21 protein-coding genes and 1 pseudogene are annotated in these 23,635 nt (G+C 68.2%); 7 read left to right on the forward strand and 15 right to left on the reverse strand.

Annotation, left to right across the window (positions count from 1 at the left end):
* Positions 1-105: 105 nt before the first annotated feature.
* Together JOD27_RS42325 and aspS are read right to left on the reverse strand one after the other, a co-directional pair.
* Positions 106-1,047, reverse strand: a complete 942-nt coding sequence (locus JOD27_RS42325; protein WP_204768033.1) for a DUF389 domain-containing protein — start codon at positions 1,045-1,047, stop codon at positions 106-108.
* Positions 1,047-2,816 (reverse strand): aspartate--tRNA ligase, encoded by a 1,770-nt coding sequence (aspS, locus tag JOD27_RS42330; protein ID WP_204768034.1) that lies wholly within the window; start codon positions 2,814-2,816, stop codon positions 1,047-1,049. Before aspS ends, JOD27_RS42325 begins: the two co-directional genes overlap by 1 nt.
* A 118-nt stretch (positions 2,817-2,934) precedes the next feature.
* On the opposite strand from aspS, the gene JOD27_RS42335 reads away from it, so the two are divergent.
* On the forward strand, positions 2,935-3,222 hold the full coding sequence (locus tag JOD27_RS42335; RefSeq protein WP_204768035.1) for a hypothetical protein: 288 nt from the start codon (positions 2,935-2,937) through the stop codon (positions 3,220-3,222).
* A 47-nt stretch (positions 3,223-3,269) separates the two neighbouring features.
* Here JOD27_RS42335 and JOD27_RS42340 read toward each other — a convergent pair whose 3' ends face one another.
* The 3 genes from JOD27_RS42340 to JOD27_RS42350 form a co-directional block, all read right to left on the reverse strand.
* The gene (locus JOD27_RS42340) at positions 3,270-4,439 is read right to left on the reverse strand and encodes a S8 family peptidase (RefSeq protein ID WP_204768036.1); all 1,170 of its coding nucleotides are present in this window, start codon (positions 4,437-4,439) and stop codon (positions 3,270-3,272) included.
* 116 nt (positions 4,440-4,555) lie between these two features.
* Positions 4,556-5,629: a S8 family peptidase gene (locus JOD27_RS42345; RefSeq protein ID WP_307830640.1), complete on the reverse strand. Its 1,074-nt coding sequence runs from the start codon at positions 5,627-5,629 to the stop codon at positions 4,556-4,558.
* Between the two features lie 73 nt (positions 5,630-5,702).
* Positions 5,703-6,866: a S8 family peptidase gene (locus JOD27_RS42350; RefSeq protein ID WP_204768038.1), complete on the reverse strand. Its 1,164-nt coding sequence runs from the start codon at positions 6,864-6,866 to the stop codon at positions 5,703-5,705.
* 177 nt (positions 6,867-7,043) lie between these two features.
* Between JOD27_RS42350 and JOD27_RS42355 the strand changes: the two genes are divergently transcribed.
* Positions 7,044-7,949 (forward strand): helix-turn-helix domain-containing protein, encoded by a 906-nt coding sequence (locus JOD27_RS42355; protein WP_204768039.1) that lies wholly within the window; start codon positions 7,044-7,046, stop codon positions 7,947-7,949.
* Here JOD27_RS42355 and JOD27_RS42360 read toward each other — a convergent pair.
* The 8 genes and pseudogenes from JOD27_RS42360 to JOD27_RS42395 form a co-directional block, all read right to left on the reverse strand.
* Positions 7,889-8,701 carry an alpha/beta fold hydrolase gene (locus JOD27_RS42360; protein WP_204768040.1) on the reverse strand — a complete coding sequence of 271 codons (813 nt, stop codon included), beginning with the start codon at positions 8,699-8,701 and terminating at the stop codon, positions 7,889-7,891. The genes JOD27_RS42355 and JOD27_RS42360 overlap by 61 nt on opposite strands.
* A gap of 13 nt (positions 8,702-8,714) precedes the next feature.
* Positions 8,715-9,869, reverse strand: a complete 1,155-nt coding sequence (locus tag JOD27_RS42365) for an acyl-CoA dehydrogenase family protein (RefSeq protein ID WP_204768041.1) — start codon at positions 9,867-9,869, stop codon at positions 8,715-8,717.
* Positions 9,866-11,713: an ATP-binding protein gene (locus tag JOD27_RS42370; RefSeq protein WP_204768042.1), complete on the reverse strand. Its 1,848-nt coding sequence runs from the start codon at positions 11,711-11,713 to the stop codon at positions 9,866-9,868. Before JOD27_RS42370 ends, JOD27_RS42365 begins: the two co-directional genes overlap by 4 nt.
* Before the next feature lie 5 nt (positions 11,714-11,718).
* Positions 11,719-13,269 carry an acyl-CoA carboxylase subunit beta gene (locus tag JOD27_RS42375; protein WP_204768043.1) on the reverse strand — a complete coding sequence of 517 codons (1,551 nt, stop codon included), beginning with the start codon at positions 13,267-13,269 and terminating at the stop codon, positions 11,719-11,721.
* Positions 13,269-14,381, reverse strand: a complete 1,113-nt coding sequence (locus JOD27_RS42380; protein ID WP_204768044.1) for an acyl-CoA dehydrogenase family protein — start codon at positions 14,379-14,381, stop codon at positions 13,269-13,271. The genes JOD27_RS42375 and JOD27_RS42380 overlap by 1 nt, the downstream gene beginning before the upstream one ends.
* Positions 14,378-15,915: pseudogene (locus JOD27_RS42385) on the reverse strand (acyclic terpene utilization AtuA family protein). The gene JOD27_RS42380 and the pseudogene JOD27_RS42385 overlap by 4 nt, the downstream one beginning before the upstream one ends.
* A gap of 37 nt (positions 15,916-15,952) precedes the next feature.
* Positions 15,953-16,690, reverse strand: a complete 738-nt coding sequence (locus JOD27_RS42390) for a TIGR03084 family metal-binding protein (protein ID WP_307830641.1) — start codon at positions 16,688-16,690, stop codon at positions 15,953-15,955.
* Positions 16,687-17,214, reverse strand: a complete 528-nt coding sequence (locus JOD27_RS42395; RefSeq protein ID WP_204768056.1) for a TetR/AcrR family transcriptional regulator — start codon at positions 17,212-17,214, stop codon at positions 16,687-16,689. The genes JOD27_RS42390 and JOD27_RS42395 overlap by 4 nt, the downstream gene beginning before the upstream one ends.
* A gap of 152 nt (positions 17,215-17,366) precedes the next feature.
* Between JOD27_RS42395 and JOD27_RS42400 the strand changes: the two genes are divergently transcribed.
* The 3 genes from JOD27_RS42400 to JOD27_RS42410 are packed head-to-tail and all read left to right on the forward strand — an operon-like array spanning position 17,367 to position 19,047.
* Positions 17,367-18,104: a putative protein N(5)-glutamine methyltransferase gene (locus JOD27_RS42400; RefSeq protein ID WP_204768045.1), complete on the forward strand. Its 738-nt coding sequence runs from the start codon at positions 17,367-17,369 to the stop codon at positions 18,102-18,104.
* A 57-nt stretch (positions 18,105-18,161) separates the two neighbouring features.
* On the forward strand, positions 18,162-18,506 hold the full coding sequence (locus JOD27_RS42405) for a nuclear transport factor 2 family protein (protein WP_239571471.1): 345 nt from the start codon (positions 18,162-18,164) through the stop codon (positions 18,504-18,506).
* 13 nt (positions 18,507-18,519) lie between these two features.
* On the forward strand, positions 18,520-19,047 hold the full coding sequence (locus JOD27_RS42410) for a DUF4865 family protein (protein WP_204768047.1): 528 nt from the start codon (positions 18,520-18,522) through the stop codon (positions 19,045-19,047).
* On the opposite strand, the gene JOD27_RS42415 is transcribed toward JOD27_RS42410, so the two are convergent.
* Complete coding sequence (locus tag JOD27_RS42415) at positions 19,034-21,010, reverse strand: intein-containing Rv2578c family radical SAM protein (protein WP_204768048.1); 1,977 nt, start codon at positions 21,008-21,010, stop codon at positions 19,034-19,036. The two genes, JOD27_RS42410 and JOD27_RS42415, sit on opposite strands and share 14 nt — an antisense overlap.
* A 74-nt stretch (positions 21,011-21,084) precedes the next feature.
* Here JOD27_RS42415 and JOD27_RS42420 point away from each other — a divergent pair, with 74 nt between their 5' ends.
* The gene (locus JOD27_RS42420; protein WP_307830643.1) at positions 21,085-22,473 is read left to right on the forward strand and encodes a YibE/F family protein; all 1,389 of its coding nucleotides are present in this window, start codon (positions 21,085-21,087) and stop codon (positions 22,471-22,473) included.
* Here JOD27_RS42420 and JOD27_RS42425 read toward each other — a convergent pair.
* Entirely contained in the window at positions 22,394-22,747 is a 354-nt protein-coding gene (locus JOD27_RS42425) for a DUF1304 domain-containing protein (RefSeq protein ID WP_204768050.1), read from the reverse strand. The genes JOD27_RS42420 and JOD27_RS42425 overlap by 80 nt on opposite strands.
* Positions 22,748-22,792: 45 nt before the next feature.
* Between JOD27_RS42425 and JOD27_RS42430 the strand changes: the two genes are divergently transcribed.
* On the forward strand, positions 22,793-23,629 hold the full coding sequence (locus JOD27_RS42430) for a spermidine synthase (RefSeq protein ID WP_204768051.1): 837 nt from the start codon (positions 22,793-22,795) through the stop codon (positions 23,627-23,629).
* Positions 23,630-23,635 lie beyond the last annotated feature (6 nt).

The raw sequence follows: 23,635 nt of genomic DNA on the forward strand, positions 1-23,635 counted from the left end.
CATCCCCTCCGACCCTACTCCCCATGTGCGTGAGCCGGTCCGACGCTAATCCGGCCAGGCTGCGACTACCACCACTCGTTGATAACGGCTCGCGCTGTTTCCGGATCACCCCTTGGACAGTGGACGTGTGGAAACACCATCCGTTGCCCTGTGCCTGCGGATCAACAGAACGAGCGAGGCGGCGACGACAATACCGATCAAGTTGATGCCCAGCTGGGCGACGGCGGGGCCGACTCTGTCCCACACTCCGAGAACCGCGGCCAGTGCCGCGTACCCCGCGGCCGGGACCGTGGTGACCGAGATGAACACACCGACGAGCGCCGCCGACTTGGCCGACGTCATCGACAGCATGCCCGCCGCACCCGCCAGCAGGGCGACGATCAGCGAGAACGGTCCGAACTGGTAGACGAAGTCGACCTGGTGGCCGTCGACCAGCGCCTGTTTGTCGAACAGTCCGCCGAGCTCACCGAACCACGTGAGCACCGACGTGATCACCATGGCCAGCGGGAACCCGACGCCGAGCGCGATCGATGCCCTTTTGACCAGGTCCCACCGCTTCGCGACGAGACCGACCGCGATGGCGGCCAGCGGACCGAACTCCGGTCCGACGACCATCGCGCCGACGATCGTGACCGGCGAGTCCGTCGCGACACCGACCGCCGCCAGCAGGCAGGCGATCGTGAGGAACGCCTGGAAGGTGACACTCGGCCGGGACTCCTCGCCCGACTTCGCGATCAGCTCCTCCCACACGATCACGTCCGAGCCCTCGCCGGGAGCGAGTTCCTCTGCACGGTCGGCGGCGTCGGACAGCGAGGTGTCGATCGTCTCGATCGTGACGCCGCCGGTGTGGTCGATGGAGAGGTCGCAGAGCGCGACGATGATCTCGTCAACGGCCTCGCGCGCCACGTCGGCGGTGATCAGGTCGCCGACGGGGTCGACCGCCGCGCCACGCAGGACCACCAGATGGGTGGCGCCCGCGTGGTCGCGGAGGATCTTCAGCGCGGCTTCGGACTGGTCTGCCGGGCAGACCACCCGCAGCCGCAGCATCAGCTCTTCTGCTCCGGCTTGAAGTCGACGCCCGCTTCCTTGCGCTGCTGCGGCGTGATCGGCGCCGGAGCCGCCGTCAGCGGGTCGTAGCCGCCGCCGCTCTTCGGGAAGGCGATGACCTCACGGATCGAGTCGTAGCCGCCGATCAGCATGGCGATGCGGTCCCAGCCGAACGCGATGCCGCCGTGGGGCGGGGCGCCGTACTTGAACGCGTCGAGCAGGAAGCCGAACTTCTCCTGCGCCTCCTCCTCGGTGAGGCCCATGATGTTGAAGACCCGCTGCTGCACGTCCGCGCGGTGGATACGGATCGAGCCACCGCCGATCTCGTTGCCGTTGCAGACGATGTCGTAGGCGTACGCGAGCGCGTTGCCCGGGTCCTCCTCGAAGCGGTCGATCCACTCAGGCGTCGGCGAGGTGAACGCGTGGTGCAGCGCGGTCCACTTGCCGCTGCCGACCGCCACGTCGTCGCCGATGTTCTCGACGGCCTCGAACAGCGGCGCGTCCACGACCCACACGAACGACCAGGCGTTCTCGTCGATCAGGCCGACGCGTTGCGCGATCTCGTTGCGGGCGGCGCCGAGCAGCGCACGGGCACCGTTGCGATCGCCCGCGGCGAAGAAGATGCAGTCGCCGGGGTTCGCGCCGACCGCCTTGGCGAGACCGTCGCGCTCGGCGTCGGTCAGGTTCTTGGCGACCGGGCCGCCCAGCGTGCCGTCCTCACCGATGAGCACGTACGCGAGACCCTTGTGGCCGCGCTGCTTGGCCCACTCCTGCCAGCCGTCGAGCGTGCGGCGCGGCTGCGAGGCACCACCGGGCATGACGACGGCACCGACGTACGGCGCCTGGAACACGCGGAACGTCGTGTCCTTGAAGTACTCGGTGAGCTCGGTCAGCTCGAGGTCGAAGCGAAGGTCGGGCTTGTCCGTGCCGTACTTGGCCATGGCCTCGGCGAACGGGATGCGGCGGATGGTGCCGATCTCGTGGTCGGCGAGCTCCTTCCACAGCGCCTTGATGACCTTCTCGGCCAGCTCGATCACGTCGTCCTGCTCGACGAAGCTCATCTCGATGTCGAGCTGGGTGAACTCCGGCTGCCGGTCGGCGCGGAAGTCCTCGTCGCGGTAGCAGCGCGCGATCTGGTAGTAGCGCTCCAGGCCACCGACCATCAGCAGCTGCTTGAACAGCTGCGGCGACTGCGGCAGCGCGTACCAGGAGCCGGGACGAAGCCGGGCGGGCACCAGGAAGTCGCGCGCGCCCTCGGGCGTGCTGCGGGTCAGGGTCGGCGTCTCGACCTCGACGAAGTTCTCGGCGTGCAGCACCGTGCGGGCGATGCGGTTCGCCTCGCTGCGCAGGCGCATGGCCTTGGCCGGGCCGGAACGGCGCAGGTCGAGGTAGCGGTGCTTGAGACGGGCCTCCTCGCCGACCTCCAGGTGGTCGTCGACCTGGAACGGCAGCGGCGCGGCCTCGTTGAGGACCTCGAGCTCGCTCACGTAGACCTCGATGGCACCGGTGGCCAGGTCCGGGTTCTCGCTGCCCTCCGGCCGCTTGGACACCTCACCGGTGACCTTGATGACGAACTCGGCACGCAGCTTGTGCGCCCGCTCGGCCATCTCGCCCTCGCGGAACACGACCTGGGCGACACCACTCGCGTCACGCAGATCGATGAAGATGACACCGCCGTGATCCCGCCGGCGAGCGACCCACCCGGTGAGGGTGACGGACTGCCCGGCGTGCTCGGCCCGGAGTGATCCGGCCTCGTGCGTGCGCAACACGGTGGTGGCTCCTTGTAGACGAAGTCAGCTTTGCCGTCAAGGCTAGCTGGAGGCACCGACAGAATTTCACGCAGGGCTTTTCCCGCGCGGATGATCTCGGTTGGCTAGCGTGCCCGGCATGCGGATCGCGCTGGCCCTCGTCGGCATGCTCGTGATGTTCGTGGTGGCCGTCGGTGTGCTGTTCCTCGGCGTTCTGGGGTTCACGCCCGTGAACGCGTGCACCGGTACGTGCTACGCGCCGTTCATGATGGCGACGGTCGGCACCATCGTCATCGGGCTGTCGGCTGCGTTCGCGACGTGGTTCCGTGCACTGCGAGAACCCCGCGCGTACTGGTCGTGGATCGGCACCGCGCTCATGATCGCCCTCTACCTCGTGTCGCTCTCGGTGGCACAGAAGGTCCTCTGAAGCGAAAGGCCGCGACCGAAGCCGCGGCCTTTCGCTCAGATCTCAGCTCACGCGGTGGGCGCGAGGTACAGCAGGCGGTTCGGCGAGCCGCTACCGGGGCTCGTCACCTTCGACGGCGTCGACTGCGCGATCAGGTAGGAAGCGACCTGGGCGGGCGTGGCACCGGGGTTGGTGGAGAGGTAACGGGCCGCGGCGCCCGCGACGTGCGGGGTGGCCATCGAGGTGCCCGAGATGGTGTTGGTGGCCGAGTCGCTGGTGTTCCACGCCGAGGTGATGTTGCTGCCTGGGGCGAAGATGTCCAGGATCGAGCCGTAGTTGGAGTACGACGCGCGGGCGTCGGTGTTGGTGGTGGCGCCGACCGTGATCGCCTCGGCCACGCGTGCCGGGGAGAAGGTGGACGCGTTGGCGTTGGAGTTGCCCGCCGCGACCGCGAACGTGACGCCCTTGGCGATGGCGTTCTTCGTGGCCGTGTCGAGGGTGGCGTTGGAGCTGCCGCCGAGCGACATGTTCGCGACGGCCGGCTTGACCGCGTGCTGACCGACCCAGTCGATGCCCGCGGCGACACCGGCGAGGGTCCCGGAGCCGTTGTTGTCGAGCACGCGGACGGCGACGATCTTCGCGGCCTTCGCCACGCCGTACTGCGAGCCCGCGATGGTGCCCGCGACGTGCGTGCCGTGGCCGTTGCCGTCCTGGGCGACGTCGTCGTTGTCGACGAAGTCGTGGCCGTAGGAAGCGCGGCCACCGAACGTGGAGTGGCTGATGCGCACACCGGTGTCGATGACGTACGCGGTCACGCCCGACCCGGCCGAGGTGTAGCCGTACGACTGGTTGAGCGGCAGGTTGCGCTGGTCGATGCGGTCGAGACCCCACGACGGCGGGTTCGTCTGCGTGGCCTCGGCGTGCACGACCTGGTCGGCCTCGACGAACTCGACCGACGGGTCTGCGGCCAGGCGCTTGGCCTGCTTCTCCGTGAGCTTCACGTTGAAGCCGCCGAAGCTCGCGTAGTCGCGCTCCACCTTCGCGCCGAACCGCGAAGCCAGGGAGTGGGCGTTGGACTTGCCCTCCTTCAGCTTCACGATGAAGCTGCCCGCGATCTTCTCGGGCGCGGAGAGCGAGAGGACCTCGCCCTCGGCCGCGTACGCGGAGGGGATCATCAGGACCGACATGGCGAGGGTCGCCGCGCCGGCACCGGCCAGGAACCGGATCTTTCGCGTCATGGTGCATTCCGTTCTTTGCAGGGGAACGAACAACACGAACGCTAAGGAGAGATCCGGTTGCTGCCAAGTGTGTCCTAAAGATTAGGACGGCTACATGTACTGTAACAATTAACGATTCACAGAGCGGGCGGCCAATAAAGGATACGAGTGACGGGTGGCGTTCCCGGAGTGCCCGTGGTAACCAATGCGCGCTCGACCTGCGCGGGTGTGGCGGTACGGTTGAACTCCAGATACCTGGCCGCGACACCGGCCGCGTGCGGTGCGGCCATCGAGGTTCCGCTCAGCGTCGCGGTCGCCGTGTCGCCCGTGTTCCAGGCGGACGGAATGTTGACGCCCGGCGCGTAGATGTCGACCAGCGGGCCGTAATTCGACGACGACGCTTTCGTGTCGGTCTGCGTCAAGGCGCCCACGCAAATCGCCTCGGAAACCCGCTGGGGCGAGAAGTTCGACGGATCGGTGTTGCTGCCGCCGGCCGCGACCGTGTACGAGACACCGGACGCGATCGAACGCCGGACCGCGTCGTCCAGCGCCGCGGAAGCACTGCCGCCCAACGACATGTTCGCTACCGCGGGCTTGACCGCGTTGCGCGTCACCCAGTCCACGCCGGCGATCACCCCGGAGGTCGTGCCGCTGCCCGAACCGTTCAGCACCCGCACGCCCCACACCGTCGCCCGCTTGGCCACGCCGTACTTGGTGCCCGCGGCGATTCCGGCGACGTGCGTGCCGTGGCCGTTGTCGTCCTGGGCGATCGGGTCGTTGTCGACCGCGTCCCAGGCGTCGCGAGCGCGGCCGCCGAAGTCCGTGTGCGTCACCCGGATGCCGGTGTCGATCACGTAGATGTTCACGCCGCGGCCGGTGCTCGTGTAGGAGTACTGCCGGTCCAACGGCAACGCGCGCTGGTCGATCCGGTCCAGCCCCCACGGCGGGTCGAGCTGCGTGCTGTTGGCGTGGACGATCCCATCACGCTCCACATAGGACACGTTCGGGTCGGCCTTCACGCTCTTCAGCTGCGCGGCCGTCAGCCGTGCGCTGAAACCGTTGAAGACACTGGTGTACCGGTGCTCGACCGCACCGCTGAACGACGACATCGCGCCGTCCTTCATGATCACGATGTACGAGGACGTGGCCGCGGACGCAGGCGCGACCACGACCGCTGCCGCCAGGGCGGCGACTCCCAGCAGGGCTCTCACTGGTGAACTTCCTTTCTGCGCAGGGAAAACGGCCCCGGCTCGGAGGGAGCCGGGGCCGCACATCTGGAGGTGGTCAGCTGGTCGGCGGCCAGTACAGGAGCCTGGTCGTCGTGCCGGCACCGGGGTTGGTCACCTTGCCGTTGGTGGCGTTGGACTTGATCGCGGCCTCCACCTGTGCGGGCGTCACGTTGCGGTTGCCCTGCAGGTACCTCGCCACCACGCCGGCGACGTGCGGCGTCGCCATCGAGGTGCCGGAGATGGTGTTCGTGGCCGTGTCACTGGTGTTCCACGCCGACGTGATGTCACGGCCAGGCGCGAAGACGTCGACGACGGCACCGAAGTTGGAGAACGACGAGCGCGCGTCGTTGCGGTCGGTCGACCCGACGGTGATCGCGGACGCCACGCGGGCCGGTGAGAAGGTGTTGGCGTCGGCGTTGGAGTTGCCCGCCGCCACCGCGAACGTGACACCACGCGTGATCGCGCCGGCGACGGCGCTGTCGAGCGAGGAGTTCGCGCTGCCACCGAGCGACATGTTCGCCACCGCGGGCTTGACGTGGTTCGCGGCCACCCAGTTGATGCCCGCGTTGACACCGGCGAGCGTGCCGGAGCCCTGGTTGTTGAGCACGCGCACGGCGATGATGTTCGCCGCCTTCGCGACGCCGTACTGCGAGCCCGCGATGGTGCCCGCGACGTGCGTGCCGTGGCCGTTGCCGTCCTGCGCGACGGAGTCGTTGTCGACGAAGTCGTAGCCGTTCTTGGCGCGGCCGCCGAACGTCTGGTGGGTGATCCGGACACCGGTGTCGATCACGTAGGCGTTCACGCCGGAACCGGTGGTGTTGTAGGTGTAGCGCTGGTCGAGCGGCAGGTTGCGCTGGTCGATCCGGTCGAGTCCCCACGACGGCGGGTTCGTCTGCGTGGCCTGGATGCTGAGGATCTGGTCGCGTTCCACGTACTCGACCGACGGGTCGGCAGCGAGTCTGCGGGCCTGCGCGTCGCTCATCTTGACTGAGAAGCCCTTGAACACCGTGTCGTACACGTACCCGATCTGACCGCCGAACCGGGCACCGAGAGTCATGGCACTCGCTGTGACGCGGTCGTCCTTCAGCTTCACCACGAAGCTGCCGGGGATGTTGTTCGCACCCTCGAAGGTACGGATCTCACCGACGGCGGCGGTGGCGGGTGCGGCGAAGGCGGCGATCATGACCGCCGAGCCGAGCAGGGTTGCTGTCTTGCGCATTCTGTCGTCCTGTTCGTCGCAGGGGTGATCAGAACCCAATCGAGACTATGGCGGCGTAATAGGCTCGAGATCTGAACTTTCCGGGTTTCGAACCGGGGCAAAACCGCCGATCGGCTGTACCGCGTTCCCTTTGCTGCCGATAGCCTTCCGAGCTTGACCCCGGGAAACGGAGGGGTGATGCTGACGATTTACCCACCGCGCGAGGAGCTCGCCGACCTGTTGGTGACGGGCCCGTTCGCGGAAGCGTTGCGGGTCGCGATCCAGGTGCGGGGTCTCAGTCTGGAACGGCTGCAGCACCGCCTGAAAGTGCGTGGCGCGCCGATCAGCGTGACGGCGCTGAGTTACTGGCAGTCGGGCCGACGCAGACCCGAGCGGCCGGAGTCGCTGATGGCGCTCGCCCAGTTGGAGGACGTGCTCGGGCTGCCGGAAGCGGCGCTGTCGCGGTTGCTGGGCCCACCGCGGCCGCGTGGCCGTTCGCGCAGGCGGGAGCTGTCGGCCCGCGCACCCTGGGACGGCTCCGGGCTGACGCTGACCGCCCAGCACGACCGGGTGGAGGTCGCGCCCTGCGGCGGGGTGCGCGCCGTCCGGTCACGTCAGGTCATGCAGGTGACGTCGGCGGGCGTGGACCGCTGGATCCTGTGCCAGGAAACGGGTTCGTGCCAACCGGCGCTGACCGCGATCCGCTCGTGCCGGGTCGGCCGCGTCGCCAGGGAGCGGACGAACGGTGTGCTCGTGGCGGAGTTGTTGTTCGACGAGCCGATCTCGCCCGGCGACTCGATCGCGATCGAGTACGAATTGATCTATCCACATCCGACGGTGGAGCACACGCATTTCCGCCGCTTCGCCGAACGGGTGCACGACTACGTGCTGGAGATCAAATTCCCGGCCGAGCACCTGCCTGCCTCGTGCGAGCAATTCGCGTCCGGCCCTGCCGGGACGGAAATGTTCGGCGGCGCCCGTCCGGCCCCGGTGGACTCGTGGGGCTACGCGCACGCCGCCGCGCTCGACTTCGGGCCCGGTCTCTACGGGATGCGCTGGACGGTGGCGGCGAACGCCTCGGGGTCGTCGAGCCAGGGGAAGTGACCCGCTCCCGGTTGGACGACGAACCGTGCGCCCGGGAAGAGCTCGGCGTACTCCTGTGCGCACCGGGGCGGTAGCGCGACGTCGACCTCACCGGCCAGCAGAAGCGTTGGCGCGTCGAGGGTTTTGAGCTGCGCTCGGACCTGCTCGGGATCGAACGCGCCGTCGGCGTAGAACTGCTGCGCGGCCTCGGCGTTGCGCGGATGGTCGTCGAGCGCTCGCGCGGCGTCGTCCCAGCGACCGTGCCAGAACGGCGCGATCTTCGCGAACGCCTCCGGCGTCATGTTGCCCGCCCAGATCTCCTCGAAGCCCTTGATGGCCTCGGCGAACCAGGGTTCTTCGTCGCGTCGCAGGGCGATCTCCCTGCGGTCGAGGTCGGTGACGTCGATGCCGACCGGGCGCGGGCTCGGTGCGACGAGCACGAGTTCCTTGACGCGGTTCGGGTGGCGCGTCGCGTACAGGAGTGCGAGGGTGGCGCCGGCGGAGTGGCCGAGCAGCCTCATCGCGTCCAGGCCGAGCTGCTGCCGGAGCGCTTCCACGTCGTCGACCTGCCGGTCCGCCCGGTAGGTCTCCGCGGGTGCCTCCCCCGACTCGCCGGTGCCGCGCAGGTCGAGCCTGATCGCGTCCTCCAGCGGCAGGCCGGCGAGATAGGACGACGCCTGCATCGGCCCGCCCGGCAGGCAGACGAGCGGGTCGTCCCCTGCCGGGCCGTGGTAGGCGAGCTTGGTGCCGTCGTACGTGCTGAAAGTCCCCATGCCGGGCAGTCTCTCAGTACGAGCGAGGGAGTTTCAGGCTGTTTTGCGCGACGAAGTTGAGGACCATCTCCCTGCTGACGGGCGCGATCCGGGACAACCGGGACATGCCGAGCATCGACGCCAGGCCGAACTCCGACGTCAGCCCGTTGCCGCCGTGGGTCTGGATCGCCTGGTCGACGGCGGCCGCGACGGCCTCGCCCGCCGCGTACTTGGCCATGTTCGCAGCCTCACCTGCCTCTTTTTCGGACACAGGCTTGTCGCGGCCGGAGTCGTAGAGCGCGGCGGCCTTCTGCGTCATCAGTCTGGCCAGCTCGATCTCGATGTGGATCTTCGCGAGCGGGTGCGCGAGACCCTGGTGCGAGCCGATCGGGTTGTCCCACACCTGCCGCTGCCGGGCGTAGGTGACGGCTTTGCTGATCGCGAGACGCGCCGAGCCCGTCGCCATGCTCGCGCCCATGATCCGCTCGGGGTTGAGGCCCGCGAAGACCTGCAGCAGCCCCTGGTCCGGCGAGCCCACGACGGCGTCCGAGGGCAGCCGCACGTCGTCGAAGAACAGCGTGAACTGCTTCTCCGGCGCGACGAGGTCCATCTCGATCTGGTGCCAGGTGAAGCCCTCGGCGTTCGTCGGGACGACCACGAGCACCGGGCCGGTCTTCTGGATCGCGACCACGAGCACGGCGTCGACCTCGTCGATGCCGGAGATGAACGTCTTGGTGCCCTTGAGGATCCACTCGTCGCCGTCGCGGCGGACGTGCGTCTTGAGCCGGTGCGAGTTGGAGCCGGCGTCGGGTTCGGTGATCGCGAACGCCATCTTCAGCGTGCCGTCCGCGAAACCGGGCAGCCACTTGGACTTCTGTTCTTCCGTGCCGAACCTGGCGATCACCGTGGCGCAGATCGCCGGTGACACCACCATGAGCAGCAACGGACATCCGGCCGCGGCCAGCTCCTCGCACACCGCCGCGAGGTCGCCGATGCCGCCGCCACCTCCGCCGTACTCCTCCGGCACGGCGACGCCGAGGTAGCCGAGCTTGCCCGCCTCTTCCCACAGCTCGGTGGTCTTCTCGCCTGCTTTGGCCTTGGCGACGAAGTACTCGTTGCCGTACTTGGCGCCCAGCTCGGACACGGCCTTGCGCAGCGCGATCCGCTCATCGGACTCGACGAAGCTCACGATTCGTCTCCACTCTTTTCGGCTACCACGACCAGGACGTCTCCGGCATTCACTTGCTGTGCTTGCCCGACGAGGAGTTCGGTGACGGTGCCCGCGGTGGTCGCGAGCACGCGGTGTTCCATCTTCATGGCTTCCAGCACCAGGAGTTCGGCTCCGGCTTCGACCTGGTCGCCCGGTTGTACCGAGACGCGGACGACCGTGCCGGGCATCGGGGCGATGGTCGCACCGGCTGCGAGCTTGGTCTCCGGTTCGGGGAAGCGCGGCACGACCCTGAGGCTGACCGAGCCGCGCGGTGAGTCGACCTCGACCAGATCGCCGTACCGCGCCACGTGGAACGGTGTGCGCACGCCGTCGAGGTCCAGCGTGACCACGTCGGGCGTGGCCTGCTTCGGGTCGTACTCGACCTCGATCTCGGTGTCCCCGTGGAGGAACTTGGCTTTCGGCTGCTGCGAGCGGACGTTGCGCCAGCCGAGCGGCAGGTGCCCGACCTTCCTGGTGGCGGCCTGGGTGAGCGCTGCCGCGAGCGCAAACGGTTGCGGGTCGACGGTTCGGGTGAAGTCGTGCTCGGTGAGGAACCCGGTATGCGTGTCGCCGTCGAGAAACGCGTCGTTCTCGAGGATGTCGACGAGCAGCCGACGGTTCGTGACGAGGCCGTGGATCCGCGCGTTCGCCAGTGCCGTGGCGAGCTTGCGGGCCGCGGCTTCGCGCGTCGGCGCGTACGCGATCACCTTGGCCAGCATGGGGTCGTAGTGGACCGAGATCTCCGACCCGTCCTCGACCCCGCTGTCGAGCCTGATGTCGCCGGGCACGTGGAACCGGTGCAGCGTGCCGCTCGCCGGGCGCCAGTCGTGGTCGGGGTCCTCGGCGTAGAGGCGGACCTCGATGGCGTGCCCCTGCGGTTGCGGCGGCGTGTCGGGGAGTTCGGCGCCCTCGGCGATCCGCAGCTGCCATTCGACGAGGTCGACGCCGTGCACCAGCTCGGTGACGGGGTGCTCGACCTGCAGTCGCGTGTTGACCTCCAGGAAGTGGAAGTCCTCGCCCTTCAGCATGAACTCGACGGTGCCCGCGCCGACGTACCCGATCGACTGCGCCGCCGCCGTCGCGGCGGCGAACAAGCGCTTGCGGATCTCGCCGGTCACCGCCGGACTCGGTGACTCCTCGACGATCTTCTGGTGCCGGCGCTGGATCGAGCACTCACGTTCGCCGAGCGCCCACACCGTTCCGTGCGAGTCCGCGAGGATCTGCACCTCGACATGCCGTGCGGTCTCCAGCAGCGGCTCGCAGAACACCGTCGGGTCGCCGAACGCCGACTCGGCTTCCCGGCGCGCGCCGGCCAGTGCGTCCGCGAACTCGGACTTCTCGCGGACGATCCGCATGCCGCGGCCACCGCCGCCCGCCGATGCCTTGATCAGCACCGGGAACTCGGTGACGGTCTCGGGGTCGAGCTCGGGCAGCGTCGGCACACCCGCGGCCGCCATCCGCTTCTTGGCGGCGACCTTGGAGCCCATGGCCTCGATGGAGTCCGGTTCCGGGCCGACCCACGTGAGACCTGCCGCCTGGACCTTCCTGGCGAAGCCGGCGTTCTCGCTGAGAAAGCCGTAGCCGGGGTGGACGGCGTCGGCTCCGGCCCTGGCCGCCGCCTCGACGATCAGGTCGGCGCGGAGGTAGGTGTCGGTCGGTGACGCGCCGGGCAACCGCACCGCGAAGTCGGCTTCCCGGACGTACGGCGCGTCGGCGTCCGGGTCGGAGAACACCGCGACGGTGCGGATGCCGAGTGTCCTGCAGGTGCGGATGATCCGGCGGGCGATCTCGCCGCGGTTGGCGATCAGGAGAGTCTTGATCACTGGTCTCACATCCGGAAGACGCCGAAGCCGTCGGCGCCCCTGATCGGTCCACTGTGGACAGCGGAGAGGCAGATCGCGAGCACGGTCCTGGTGTCGCGAGGGTCGATCACGCCGTCGTCGTAGAGCTTCCCGGACAGGAACGGCGCCAGCGACTGCTCCTCGATCTGCGCCTCGACCATCTTGCGCATGGCGGCGTCGTGCTCCTCGTTGTACTCCTGCCCCTTCGCCGCGGCGGCCTGCCGTCCGACGATCGACAGCACGCCCGCGAGCTGCGCGGGCCCCATCACGGCCGACTTGGCGTTGGGCCAGGTGAACAGGAACCTCGGGTCGTAGGCCCTGCCGCACATGCCGTAGTTGCCGGCGCCGTAGCTCGCGCCCATCGTGATCGTCAGGTGCGGCACCCTGCTGTTGGACACCGCGTTGATCATCATCGAGCCGTGCTTGACGATGCCTCCCTGCTCGTACTGCGCGCCGACCATGTAGCCGGTGGTGTTCTGCAGGAAGACCAGCGGAGTGTCGCTCTGGTTCGCGAGCTGGAGGAACTGCGTGGCCTTCTGCGACTCCTCGCTGAACAACACGCCGCGCGCGTTGGCGAGGATGCCGACCGGATAGCCGTGGATTCTGGCCCAGCCGGTGACGAGACTGTCGCCGTACAAGGGTTTGAACTCGTCGAACCTCGACCCGTCGACGAGCCGTGCGATGACGTCCCGGGGGTCGAACGGCACGCGCTGGTCCTCGGAGACGATGTCGAGGATGCTGTCGGCGTCGAACAGCGGCTCCTCGACTTCGTGCGGCTCCGGGCCGAGTTTGCGCCAGTTCAGCCTGGCGACGACCCTGCGGGCCAGCCGGATCGCGTCGGTCTCGTCCTCCGCCACGAAGTCGGCGAGGCCGGACGTCGTGCCGTGCATGGTCGCGCCACCCAGGCTCTCGTCGTCGGCTTCCTCCCCGGTCGCCATCTTGACCAGCGGCGGGCCGCCCAAGAAGACCTTCGACCGGTCCTTGACCATGATCACGTAGTCCGACATGCCCGGCACGTACGCACCGCCGGCTGTCGCGTTGCCGAACACCGCGGTGATCGTCGGGATGCCCGCCGCCGAGAGTCGCGTCAGATCGCGGAACGCCCGCCCGCCGGGAATGAAGATCTCGCTCTGCGTGGGCAGATCGGCGCCGCCCGACTCGACGAGGCTGATCAGCGGCAGCCGGTTCTGCAGCGCGATGTCGTTGGCCCGGAGGCTTTTGCGCAACGTGTACGGGTTGCTCGCGCCGCCGCGGACCGTCGGGTCGTTCGCGACGATCACGCACTCGACGCCTTCGACCCGCCCGATCCCGGTGACGACACTGGCCCCGACCGGGAAGTCCGTGCCCCACGCGGCGAGCGGCGACAGCTCCAGGAACGGGCTGTCGGAGTCGATGAGGAGCTCGACCCGTTCCCGTGCCAGGAGTTTGCCCCGCCTGTGGTGCCGCTCGACGTACTTCGGCCCACCGCCCGCGAGCGCTTTGGCGTGCTCGGCGTCCAGCTCCGCGATCTTCGCGAGCAGCGCCTCCCTGTTGCCCATCAGGCGAACCCCAATCGTCGTGCCGCGAGCTCGGTCATCACTTCACTGGCCCCGCCCCCGATGCCGAGGATGCGGGCGTCCCGGTAGTGACGCTCCACTTCGGACTCGCGCATGTACCCCATGCCACCGTGCAACTGCACCGCCGCGTCCACAACCTCGTCACAGGTCTCGACAGCCGCGTTCTTGGCGAAGCAGACCTCGGTGACGCAGTCCTCACCGCGGTTGACACGCGCCGCCACCTCCCTGACGTAGGTCCGCGCCACGTCGATCTTCTGCGCCATCCCGGCGAGCCGGTGGCTCACCACCTGGTTCTTGATCAGCGGCTTGCCGAACGTCTCGCGGTTCCTCGTCCATTCCGCGGTGAGGTCCAGCGCCCGCTGGGCCGTCGCGTACGCCTCCACGGCCATCGTGATCCGCTCGACCTGGAACTGCCGCATGATCTGCGCGAACCCCTGGTTCTCCTCGCCCACCAGGTTCTTCGCGGGCACGCGGACGTTGTCGAAGTGCAGCTCCGCGGTGTCGCTGCAGTGCCAGCCCATCTTGTCGAGCTTGCGCCGCGTGAACCCGTCCTCGATCACCAGCAACGAGATGCCCTGGTAGCCGGGTTCGCCCGTCCGCACCGCCGTCGTGACGAAGTCCGCGCGACACCCCGACGTGATGAACGTCTTCTCCCCGCTGACGACGTAGAAGTCGCCGTCCCTCACGGCTGTTGTCCTGATGCTTGCGACATCGGAGCCGGCACCGGGTTCGGTCACCGCGAGGCTGCCGATCTTCTCACCCCGGATGGCGGGCCTCGCGAACCTCTCCTTCAGGTCCTCGTTACCGCTCTGCCAGATGTGCGGGATCGCGATGCCGAGCGTGAACAACGCCGCCATCAAGCCCGACGACCCTCCACTTTGGATGATCTCCTCGGTCAGGGCGACGGAGTCGACCAGATCCCCGTGCTCGAACCCGATCCCCAGCAGGTCCAGCTCGGCCGCCTTCTTGTGCAGCTCCCGCGGAACCTCCCCGTCCCGCTCCCACCGGCCGAGGTGCGGCACGATCTCCCTGCGGGTGAAGTCGCGGACGAGTTGCCTGAGCTCCTTGCGCTCGTACAGATCCTTCGTGATCACAGCAGCTCCTCCGGAATCTCGACTTCCCTGCTGCGCAACCACTCGCCCAGCGCCTTCGCCTGCGGGTCGAACCGCGTGCTGCCGGCCACCCCGTCACCGAGCAGCCCGTGCAACACGAAGTTGAGCGCCTTGAGGTTCGGCAACTCGTACCTGCTGACCTCGCCCGCCTCCGGCAGCAACTCCTTGAGCCTCTCGGTGGTGAGGAAGCTTCTGAGCCACTCGTAGGCCTGTTCCGTGCGAACCCAGACGCCGAGGTTCGCGTCACCGCCCTTGTCCCCGCTGCGCGCGCCGGCAATCGTTCCCAGCGGCCTCTTCACAACAACACCGCCTTCGCACTGACCTCGTCGCGATGCACGTACGCCGCCTTGTACACCCCGAACGGCGTCCCGTCGCTGGGCGGCGTCGTGACGTGGAACCCGGGATAGCTCGCCAGCGCCAGCTCGATCGCCGCCCGGCTGAACCCCTTGGCGCGCTTGGGATCCGTGGTCTTGACCGTGACGTGCAGCAGCGCGCTGGCCTGCTCTTCGGTGTTGGCGTTCTTCTGGTCGGTCCGCGCGAGGGTCCACGTCAGGCCGTCTTTTCCGATTGCTTGTTCGAGTTGCCGTTTGACGAGTTCGGCCTTGGCCTCGACGTCGAGGCCGGTGAGGACGAACGTCGTGGAGTTCCTGAAGCCGCCCAACGTGTTGAGGCACACCTTGAGCGTGTCCGGCGGCGGACTTCCTTTGGTGCCCGTGATCCTGACGCCGCGGTCGTCCTGTTCGAGCCGGATCGTGTCGAAGTGCGTGGTGACGTCCGGGCCGAGGTACTCCGGTGCCCCGATCTCGTACAACAGCTGGGCCGTCACGGTGTCCGTGGTGACCGCCCCGCCCGTGCCGTCGTGCTTGGTGACCAGGCACGAGCCGCCCTCGTCGATCTCGGCGATCGGAAAACCCGGTTTCGTGACGTCGATCTCGGTGAAGAACGAGTAGTTCCCGCCTGTGGCCTGGGCCCCGCACTCCAGCACGTGGCCGGCTACCGTCGCGCCCGCCAGCCGATCCCAGTCGTTCTTCGCCCAACCGAAGTGCGCCGCGCTGGGGCCCACCACCAGGCTCGCATCTGTGACGCGGCCGGTGATCACGACTTGGGCCCCTTGGTCGAGGCACTCCGCGATCTCCCACGCACCCAGGTAGGCGTTGGCGGTCAACGCCTCCGGGAAGCGCGCCTTGAGGTCGTCACCGGTCACGTAACCGATCTTGGCGCCGAGTCCGCCCTGGTCGAGTTTGCGTGCCAGTCCTTCCGGGTTGAGGCCGCCGGCGTTGACGACGATCTTGACGCCCTTGTCGAGGGCCAGCGCGAGGCAGTCCTCCATCTGGCGCAGGAACGTCTTCGCGTAGCCGAGCTGGGAGTCCTTCATACGGTCGCGGCCCAGGATCAGCATGGTCAGCTCGGCCAGGTAGTCGCCGGTCAGGACGTCCAGGTCGCCGCCTTCGAGCTGCTCGCGCATGGCGGACAGGCGGTCGCCATAGAACCCGGACGCGTTGCCGATCCTGATCATCGTGGGCCTCCCGCACGGTTGCGCCCGCATTCCCGCTTCACCGGCCACCCCCGGGCGGCCCCGCAAAGGCTTGTGCGATCGGCACCCATTGCTCGGCAACCTCCCCGGTGGCCTCGATCGCGAGCTCCTTCCGCTTCCGCCGCTGCGTCACGAGCCACGCGAAATCCAGTGCCGGCCCGGAAACCCGGTTCTCGGCGCCTTCCGGCCCCCACGCCCAGAGCTCCCCGCCGGGCCCGGTCAGCTCGACCCGGACCTCCGCCTCCGGCGCGGCCAACCCGTTGAGCAGGAACGCGAACCCCATGGTCCGCACCCCGAGGTGGCACACGTGCCGGATCCGCGCGGTGGGCTCGCGCACCACGCCGAGCGCGTCGGCGACGTCCTGGCCGTGCGCCCAGGTCTCCATGATCCGGGCGGTGGCCATCGAGGCCGGGCTCATCGGCGGGCCGAACCACACGATCTTGCCTTCGGCGCGCGCGAGGTGTTCGCGCAGCGCCGCGCGGCCGTCGCGCCACAGGTCCAGCAGGTTCGGGAGGGTCGCGGCCTCGGCGGCGGTGCGGTCCACGATGTCGCCGGTGAGCGGTTGTGCCTGAAACGCCTCGGGGTCGGTGATGGCGAGGACGGCCGCCTTGTCCGTCCACATGAGATGGCCGATCTGGTGGCCGATCGTCCAGCCCTGGGCTGGCGTTGGCAGCGACCAGTCCGGGGCGGCCGCCACGAGGGCGTCGAGGTCTTGCGACTCGGCGTCGAGATCGGCCAGCAGGTCCGTGATGATCACAGCTGCTCCTCCAGCATCCTCGCCCAGTAGCGCACGACGTGTGCGCGGCGTTTGGCGTCGTCGGCGAGTTGGTTGGCGAGGGCCAGGCCGCGGACCAGGTCCAGGGTCGCCTGCACGGCGTCCTTCACGCCCGGCTTGGCGTCGTCGACGTCGAGGAGTTCGAGGGCCAGGGCGTAGACCTCGCGGCCCAGGCGGGCCTGGAGGTCCAGGACCTGCTCGCGCAGTTCCGGGTCGGTGCGGGCCGCGACCCACAGTTCCAGGGCCGCGGTGAACAGGTCGCTGGCGTGGAAGTCCGCGATCAGTTCCACCACGGCGTGGGTGCTCTTGTCCGCGATTGCCGCGCGGCGCTTGAGCAGCTCGACGCTTTCCGCGCCCACGTGTTCGACGGCCGCGGCGACCAGCTCGCCGCGGGTCCTGAAGTGGTGCAGCTGGGCGCCGCGGGACACGCCCGCGCGTTCGGCGACCTCGGTCGTCGTCGTGCCCGACCAGCCGCGTTCCACCAGGCACTCGACCGTTGCCTCCATCAGTTTGCGCTTGGTCTCGCGGGTGCGGTCGGCCTGCCGTTGCCTCGTCTCCACGGCGCCGAGTGTTCCCCGCCACAAACAAACAGTCAAGCCTGCTTGTAAATGTCGCCGGGCTCGGAACCCGAGCTGGGTCGCTGCTAGCGTCCACGGCGATGAGCACCGTTGATCGACTCAGGGCCGCGGGCTGCGTTTTCGCCGAGGACGAAGCCGCGCTGCTGCACGAAGCCGCCGTCTCCCCCGAGCACCTCGAAGAGCTGGTCGCGCAGCGGGTCAGCGGGCTGCCGCTCGAACACGTCGTGGGCTGGGCCGAGTTCTGCGGCCAGCGAATCACGATCACCAAGGGCGTGTTCGTGCCGCGGCATCGCACCGAGCTCCTGGTCGACCTCGCGACCGATCTGAATCCCGGAACGGTCGTCGACATGTGCTGCGGATCCGGAGCGATCGGCGCCGTCCTGCGGCAACGACTGCCGAAAGCCAGCGTCTACGCGGCCGACATCGACCCCGTGGCCGTGGCATGCGCGCGCAAGAACCTCACGAACGTCTTCGAAGGCGATCTGTTCGATGCACTGCCGCGAGAGTTGCAGAAACACATCGACGTGGTGGTCGCGAACGTGCCGTACGTACCTACCGACGACATCCGCTTCATGCCGCCCGAAGCCCGCGACTTCGAGGCGCGGGTAGCCCTCAACGGCGGAACGGATGGCCTCGACGTCCTGCGCAGGGTCGCGGAACAGGCCGCGTACTGGCTGAAGCCGGGCGGCCACCTGATGAGCGAGACCAGCACGCGCCAGGCACACGACGCCCTCGCAGCGTTCACCCAAGCCGGCCTCACCGCCACCGTCGTGACCAGCGAAGACGCCACGGCGATCGTCGGCATCCTGCCCGCCTGACAGAGCGCGAGCAAATCCGCCTCGACGACGCGCACCCGGCTCCGTACAATGTACGGTATGTCGTACGACGAGGTCATGCAGTGGTTCGCGCAATGGGACGAGCTCGCGGTCAAGGGCGACGTCGAGAAGATGGCCGACATGGCGCTGTTCCCGATCAATACGGTCACCGACGGCTCGGCGACGTCGTGGGACCGTGAGAAGTTCATCGCGGAGATGAGTGCGCAACTAGGCAGCGACGTGCAGATGGAGTCCACCAGGACACCGCACTTCATCAACGACAACCTGGCGTTCGTGATCACCGACGGAACGATCAACGGCTACACCGTGCGCTACGGCGATCTGCTCGTGAAGGTCGGCGACGAGTGGAAGTTCCAGACGATGGTCCAGGAAGGCTGGGCCTAGGTACAACTAGAGCATGATCGCAATGCAGTACGAGATCACCCTGCCGCCCAACTACGACATGGGGATCATCCGCGAGCGGGTCCGCACACGTGGCCACGCTCTCGACGACCGCGAAGGCCTCGGCTTCAAGGCATACCTGATCCGTGGCACGCAGTACGCGCCGTTCTACATCTGGAACACGACGGCCGGCATGGCGGAGTTCCTCTACCGCGGCGGCGGTTTCCAAGGGATTCTCGCCGACTTCGGGCGACCCGTCGTCCAGCACTGGCCCGGTGTCGCGTTCATGAGGGGCGATGCCACGAAGGCGAACTACGCGACGCGCACCATCACGCGGCTCGCACCGGAAGCGAACCCGATGGATGTCGTGAACGAGATCGAGCTGAAGAAGACACCCGGCCTGCACTCCGCGGCCGTGGGCGTGGATCCGCGCACGTGGGAGGTCGTGCGCTTCGAACTGTGGGAGGAACACCCCGGGGAAGAGGGTGTCTACGAGGTCCTCCACTTCAGCGAGCCGGAGCTCGACCGGATCACAGCAGGGTGAGCTGTTCCTGGTCGACGCGCTGAGCCGGCACACCGCTGGGCAGGCTGCCGTCCGGCCACACGCCGTCGTCGTCGCCGGGCACACCGGTGACGGCGTCGGTGGAACGGCCGCGCGGCGCCAGGCCGTGCTTCTCGATCAACGGAACCACGCGCGCCGTCAGGCGAGCGCGATACCTCTTGTCCACATAGGACCCGGAACCGTACAGATACCGGTACGTCTCAACGAGATCCGGGTGCTCACGGCGCAACCACGCCGCGAACCACTCCTTGGCACCAGGACGCAGGTGCAGCGGCAGCACCGTCACGCCGGTGGCACCGGCCGCCGCGATCTGTTCGAGCAGGAAGTCCAGCTGCTCGACGGAATCCGTCAGCTCCGGCAGCACGGGCGCCACGAAGACACCACACGGCAAGCCCGCTTCCCGCACCTTCCGCACGAGTTCGAGCCGGGCGGCCGGGGTCGGCGTGCCGGGCTCCAGCGACTTGTGCAGGTCGCGGTCCATCAACGCGAGCGACACCCCGATGCCGACCGGCACTACCTCCGACGCCGCGGCGAGCAGCGGCAGATCGCGCGCCAGCAGCGTGCCCTTGGTCAGGATCGAGAAGGGCGTGCGAGAGGCGGTCAGGGCCTCGATGATCCCTGGCATCAAGGCGTACCGACCCTCCGCCCGCTGATACGGATCGGTGTTGGTGCCCAAAGCAACGTGCTCCTGCTTCCAGCGCGGCGAACGAAGCTGACGCGACAGCACCTCGCCCGCGTTGACCTTGACGATCAGCTGGCTGTCGAAGTCGTGTCCCGTGTCGAGGTCCAAATAGGAGTGTGTCTTGCGGGCGAAGCAGTTGTGCGACACCACACCGTTCGCGATGAAGTCGCCGGTTCCGGTCGTGATGTCGTACAACGTCATCTCGTCCAAAGGCTCCACGGACACCACACCGAGCGGCTGCTGCGACTTGATCGCCACGCCGTCGATGTCGCGTTTGCGTGTGATCGCCGGGTCGACGGTGTGGAAGAAGCGGAGGTTCTCGCGCAGCCCGCCACGCAGTCGCACGACCCGCACGCCACGACGGCGGCGGAGCTCCTCGATCGCGAAGTCGAAGTGGAAGTGCTTCAGTGCCAAGCAGATCGCTTCGAGAACGGTGGCGTTGCGCGTCGACATGCGCAGGATGCTGCGCGAGCAGGTCCCGAGGTAGTCGAACGCGCCGGCCAGGAATCCCTTGAGCCAGTCCGGGTTCGGGGCTATCTGCCAGTGCGCGAGCTCGCGCACTTGGTGCAGAAATCCCCTCCCCTCTCGCACACCGAAGTAGTCGAGATACTCCTGTGTGCGGTCCATGGCCTCTATGTCGGCCAAGGGGATCCGGAACTCGTTCTCGTCGTCGACCATGCCGCGCAGGTAACCGCGGCGGTAGTCGTCGGTCACGGTGGGCTGCTCGACGAAAGCCCCCGTGCCCATCAGCTTGTTGCCGGTCGTGAGGTGCGGACGGCGGCCCGTGCCCGCCGTCTCACCCGTCACGTGCTTCCAGCCGCGGTCGGTCAGGAAGCGGTGGTCACCGGAGGCGACCACAGAGGTGCCGTCCTCCAGCGTCAGGCGGTACGCGACCTTGCGCGTCTCCCAGTGCGCGAGGACTGTCGTGAGCTTGTAGCGCCGGTAGTTGCCGACGAGCTCGGTGCCGTAGATCTGGTCGCCGACCCGCAACGACGACAACGGCTTGGTGCGCCCGTTGGCCATCAGGATCGGGGTGTCGCCCGCCAGGCAGTAGGTGCAGGCGTGTGAGCAGCCGCGATACGGGTTCACCGTCCACGAGAAGGGCAACGACGACCCCGGCACTCCGTTGAGCACGGATTTGGCGCGGACCTCGTGGAACACCACGTCCGCGAACTCAGGAGTTCGTACGCTGCGCACCAGTCCCGGTAGCCCCGGTAGTGCCTGCTGCGGCTCTGCCTCGAGTTTCTGTCCGTCCCATCGCACATCATCGATTCGAACACATGTTCGAACGGCGGTCAAGGAGGCCGGCTGTCACCCGTTCAGGCAGGATGTCTCACGTGGGTCACGGTCACGGGCACAGCCATGCGCTGAACGAGGAACCGGCGTCGCAGCGCGTGCGCACGTTGCTGATGTGGCTGCTGGTGCCACTGGCACTGGCCACGCTCGTCGGCGCGGCGCTGCTCTACCCGTTCGGGCACGAGCAGAAGACCGGCGCGGCCGTCGGGCTGCACCAGAAGCCGGTCGCCGCGGTCGTCACCGGCATGCAGGAGAACTGCGGCGAGAAGTGCATCGCGGTGACCGTGCGGATGACGGACGGCGACGCGAGCGGCCAGAGCATCACGATCCCCAGCCCGCACGGGCCGGGAGCGCCCCACTTCCAGATCGGCGACGAGGTCGTTCTGTCCTATTCGGGCAGTCAGCCGCAGGCACCCGAGTCGTACCAGATCGTCGACTACCAGCGCGGCTGGTCGCTCGTCGTGCTCGCCGTGCTGTTCGCGGGGGCGGTGCTCCTGCTCGGCCGATGGCAGGGTCTCGCGGCGCTGGGCGCGTTGCTGCTGAGCTTCGCGGTGCTGGTGCTGTTCATCATGCCGTCGATCCTGGCGGGCGAGAACCCGCTGGTGGTGGCGGTCGTCGGCGCCGGACTGATCATGTTCGTGGTGCTGTACCTGACGCACGGGATCAGCGCGCGAACATCGACAGCGGTGCTCGGCACGTTGGTCAGCCTCGCGCTGATCGGTGTGCTCGGCGCGCTGTTCTCCGCACTGTCCAAGCTGACCGGCCTCGACGAGGACACGATCAACCTCGTCACCGTGCTCGGCACCGACATCGACACGCGCGGCCTGCTGCTCGCGGGCACGCTCATCGGTGCGTTGGGTGTGCTCGACGACGTCACGGTCACGCAGACCAGCGCGGTGTGGGAGCTGCGCCGCGCCAACGACAAGCTGTCGTGGCGCGAGCTGTTCGCGGCGGGTTCGCGGATCGGGCGCGACCACATGTCGTCGGTGGTCAACACACTCGTCATGGCGTACGCGGGCGCGGCGCTGCCGTTGCTGCTCGCGATCTCGCTGGCGGGACGGTCGTTGGGCGAGATCCTGTCCGCGCAGCAGATCGCGCAGGAGATCGTGCGCACGCTGGTCGGCAGCATCGGTCTGGTCGCGGCGATCCCGGTGACTACTGCGCTGGCCGCGCTCGTCGCCGTGCGCCAGGAGGTCGCCCCCGCCGAGCCTGCAGAGCCTTCGGAACCCGAGCCCGAGCCCAGGACGAAGACCGTGAAGCGCGCGAAGCCCGAACCGCCGAAGCGGAACCGGATCGAGGGCGACCTCTACATCGGCTACGACCCCGACAAGGGGCCGTGGGAACGACCCGTTACCCGGCCAGCAGCACGAAGAGCAGCGCCAAGCCGCCAGGCACCACCTGCACGAAGAAGATCTTCCGGCTCGCCGTGAACGTGCCGTAGATGCCTGCGACGATCACGAACACCGTGAAGAGCACGGACGCGGCGAAGTCCTGCCGGACCAGCGCGTAGATCAGGCCGGCGGCGAGGAATCCGTTGTAGAGGCCCTGGTTCGCGGCGAGCGCCTTGGACGCCTCCGCGAACTCGGGCGTGAGCCCGAACGCCTTCTGACCGCGCGGTGTCGTCCAGAGGAACATCTCCAGCACCACGATGTAGAGGTGAATCAGCGCCACGAGGGCGATCAGGATGTTGGCGATAACCTGCACGTAGGTCCTCCTCTGGACTGACACACCCGATGAGACAATAGAGCAGTGGGAAGACAGCGACCCGACACAGAGGCGATCACCGAGTCGATCGACTCAGGCGTTGCCGAGCTGGTCCCCGATCTCGGCGGACGGAACTCGTGGACGTTGCGGGTCAACGGAACCCCACAGTCGCATGTGGACCTGGACGACCCGACCTACCTCGAGTTCGAGTACGTCCGCAGACTGGGTCACATCGTCGACCTCACCGCGCCCTCGCGTGTGCTGCACCTCGGTGGTGGCGCTCTCACGCTAGCGCGCTACGTGGCGGATCTGCTGCCCCGTGCGTCTCAGCAGGTGGCCGAGATCGACGCGGGCCTGATCGCGTTCGTCCGCCGCGAGCTCCCGCCGCCGCCCCGCGTGAAGATCACCACGGGTGACGCGCGGGCCGTGCTCGTGAAGGTTCGGCCCGGCTCGTTCGACCTGATCGTGAGCGACTGCTTCGCCGGCGCCCGCACGCCGGCGCACCTGACGTCGGTCGAGTACGTGCGGCAGGCGTCCGCGGCGCTCGCCGAGGACGGGATCTACGCGGCGAACATCGGCGACGGCAACGGCCTGCAGTTCGCCCGCTCCCAGTGCGCGACCGTGCGGGCGGTGTTCGAGCACGTCTGCGTGCTCGCCGAACCAGGCGTGTTCCGGGGCCGCCGGTTCGGCAACTTCGTGATCTTCGCCTCGCACACCGGGTTGCCGATGCAGCAGCTCACGCGGGCCACCGCAGGCGATCCGTTCCCAGGGCGGGTCGAGCACGGCACGGGGCTGACGAAGTTCATCGGTGGCGCGCCGGTCACGACGGACCAGACGGCGAGGCTCTCCCCCGCGCCACCTTCCGGCCTCTGGGGCACGTGACCTAGA

Origin of the sequence: Lentzea nigeriaca, assembly GCF_016907955.1 — a bacterium.
Taxonomy (GTDB): Bacteria; Actinomycetota; Actinomycetes; order Mycobacteriales; family Pseudonocardiaceae; genus Lentzea; species Lentzea nigeriaca.

Coding starts and splice junctions, on each gene's coding strand:
- JOD27_RS42325 (WP_204768033.1), bottom strand. CDS start 1,047: ATGCTGCGGCTGCGGGTGGTCTGCCCGGCAGACCAGTCCGAAGCCGCG.
- JOD27_RS42335 (WP_204768035.1), top strand. CDS start 2,935: ATGCGGATCGCGCTGGCCCTCGTCGGCATGCTCGTGATGTTCGTGGTG.
- JOD27_RS42340 (WP_204768036.1), bottom strand. CDS start 4,439: ATGACGCGAAAGATCCGGTTCCTGGCCGGTGCCGGCGCGGCGACCCTC.
- JOD27_RS42350 (WP_204768038.1), bottom strand. CDS start 6,866: ATGCGCAAGACAGCAACCCTGCTCGGCTCGGCGGTCATGATCGCCGCC.
- JOD27_RS42355 (WP_204768039.1), top strand. CDS start 7,044: ATGCTGACGATTTACCCACCGCGCGAGGAGCTCGCCGACCTGTTGGTG.
- JOD27_RS42360 (WP_204768040.1), bottom strand. CDS start 8,701: ATGGGGACTTTCAGCACGTACGACGGCACCAAGCTCGCCTACCACGGC.
- JOD27_RS42375 (WP_204768043.1), bottom strand. CDS start 13,269: ATGGGCAACAGGGAGGCGCTGCTCGCGAAGATCGCGGAGCTGGACGCC.
- JOD27_RS42395 (WP_204768056.1), bottom strand. CDS start 17,214: ATGGAGGCAACGGTCGAGTGCCTGGTGGAACGCGGCTGGTCGGGCACG.
- JOD27_RS42400 (WP_204768045.1), top strand. CDS start 17,367: ATGAGCACCGTTGATCGACTCAGGGCCGCGGGCTGCGTTTTCGCCGAG.
- JOD27_RS42405 (WP_239571471.1), top strand. CDS start 18,162: ATGTCGTACGACGAGGTCATGCAGTGGTTCGCGCAATGGGACGAGCTC.
- JOD27_RS42410 (WP_204768047.1), top strand. CDS start 18,520: ATGATCGCAATGCAGTACGAGATCACCCTGCCGCCCAACTACGACATG.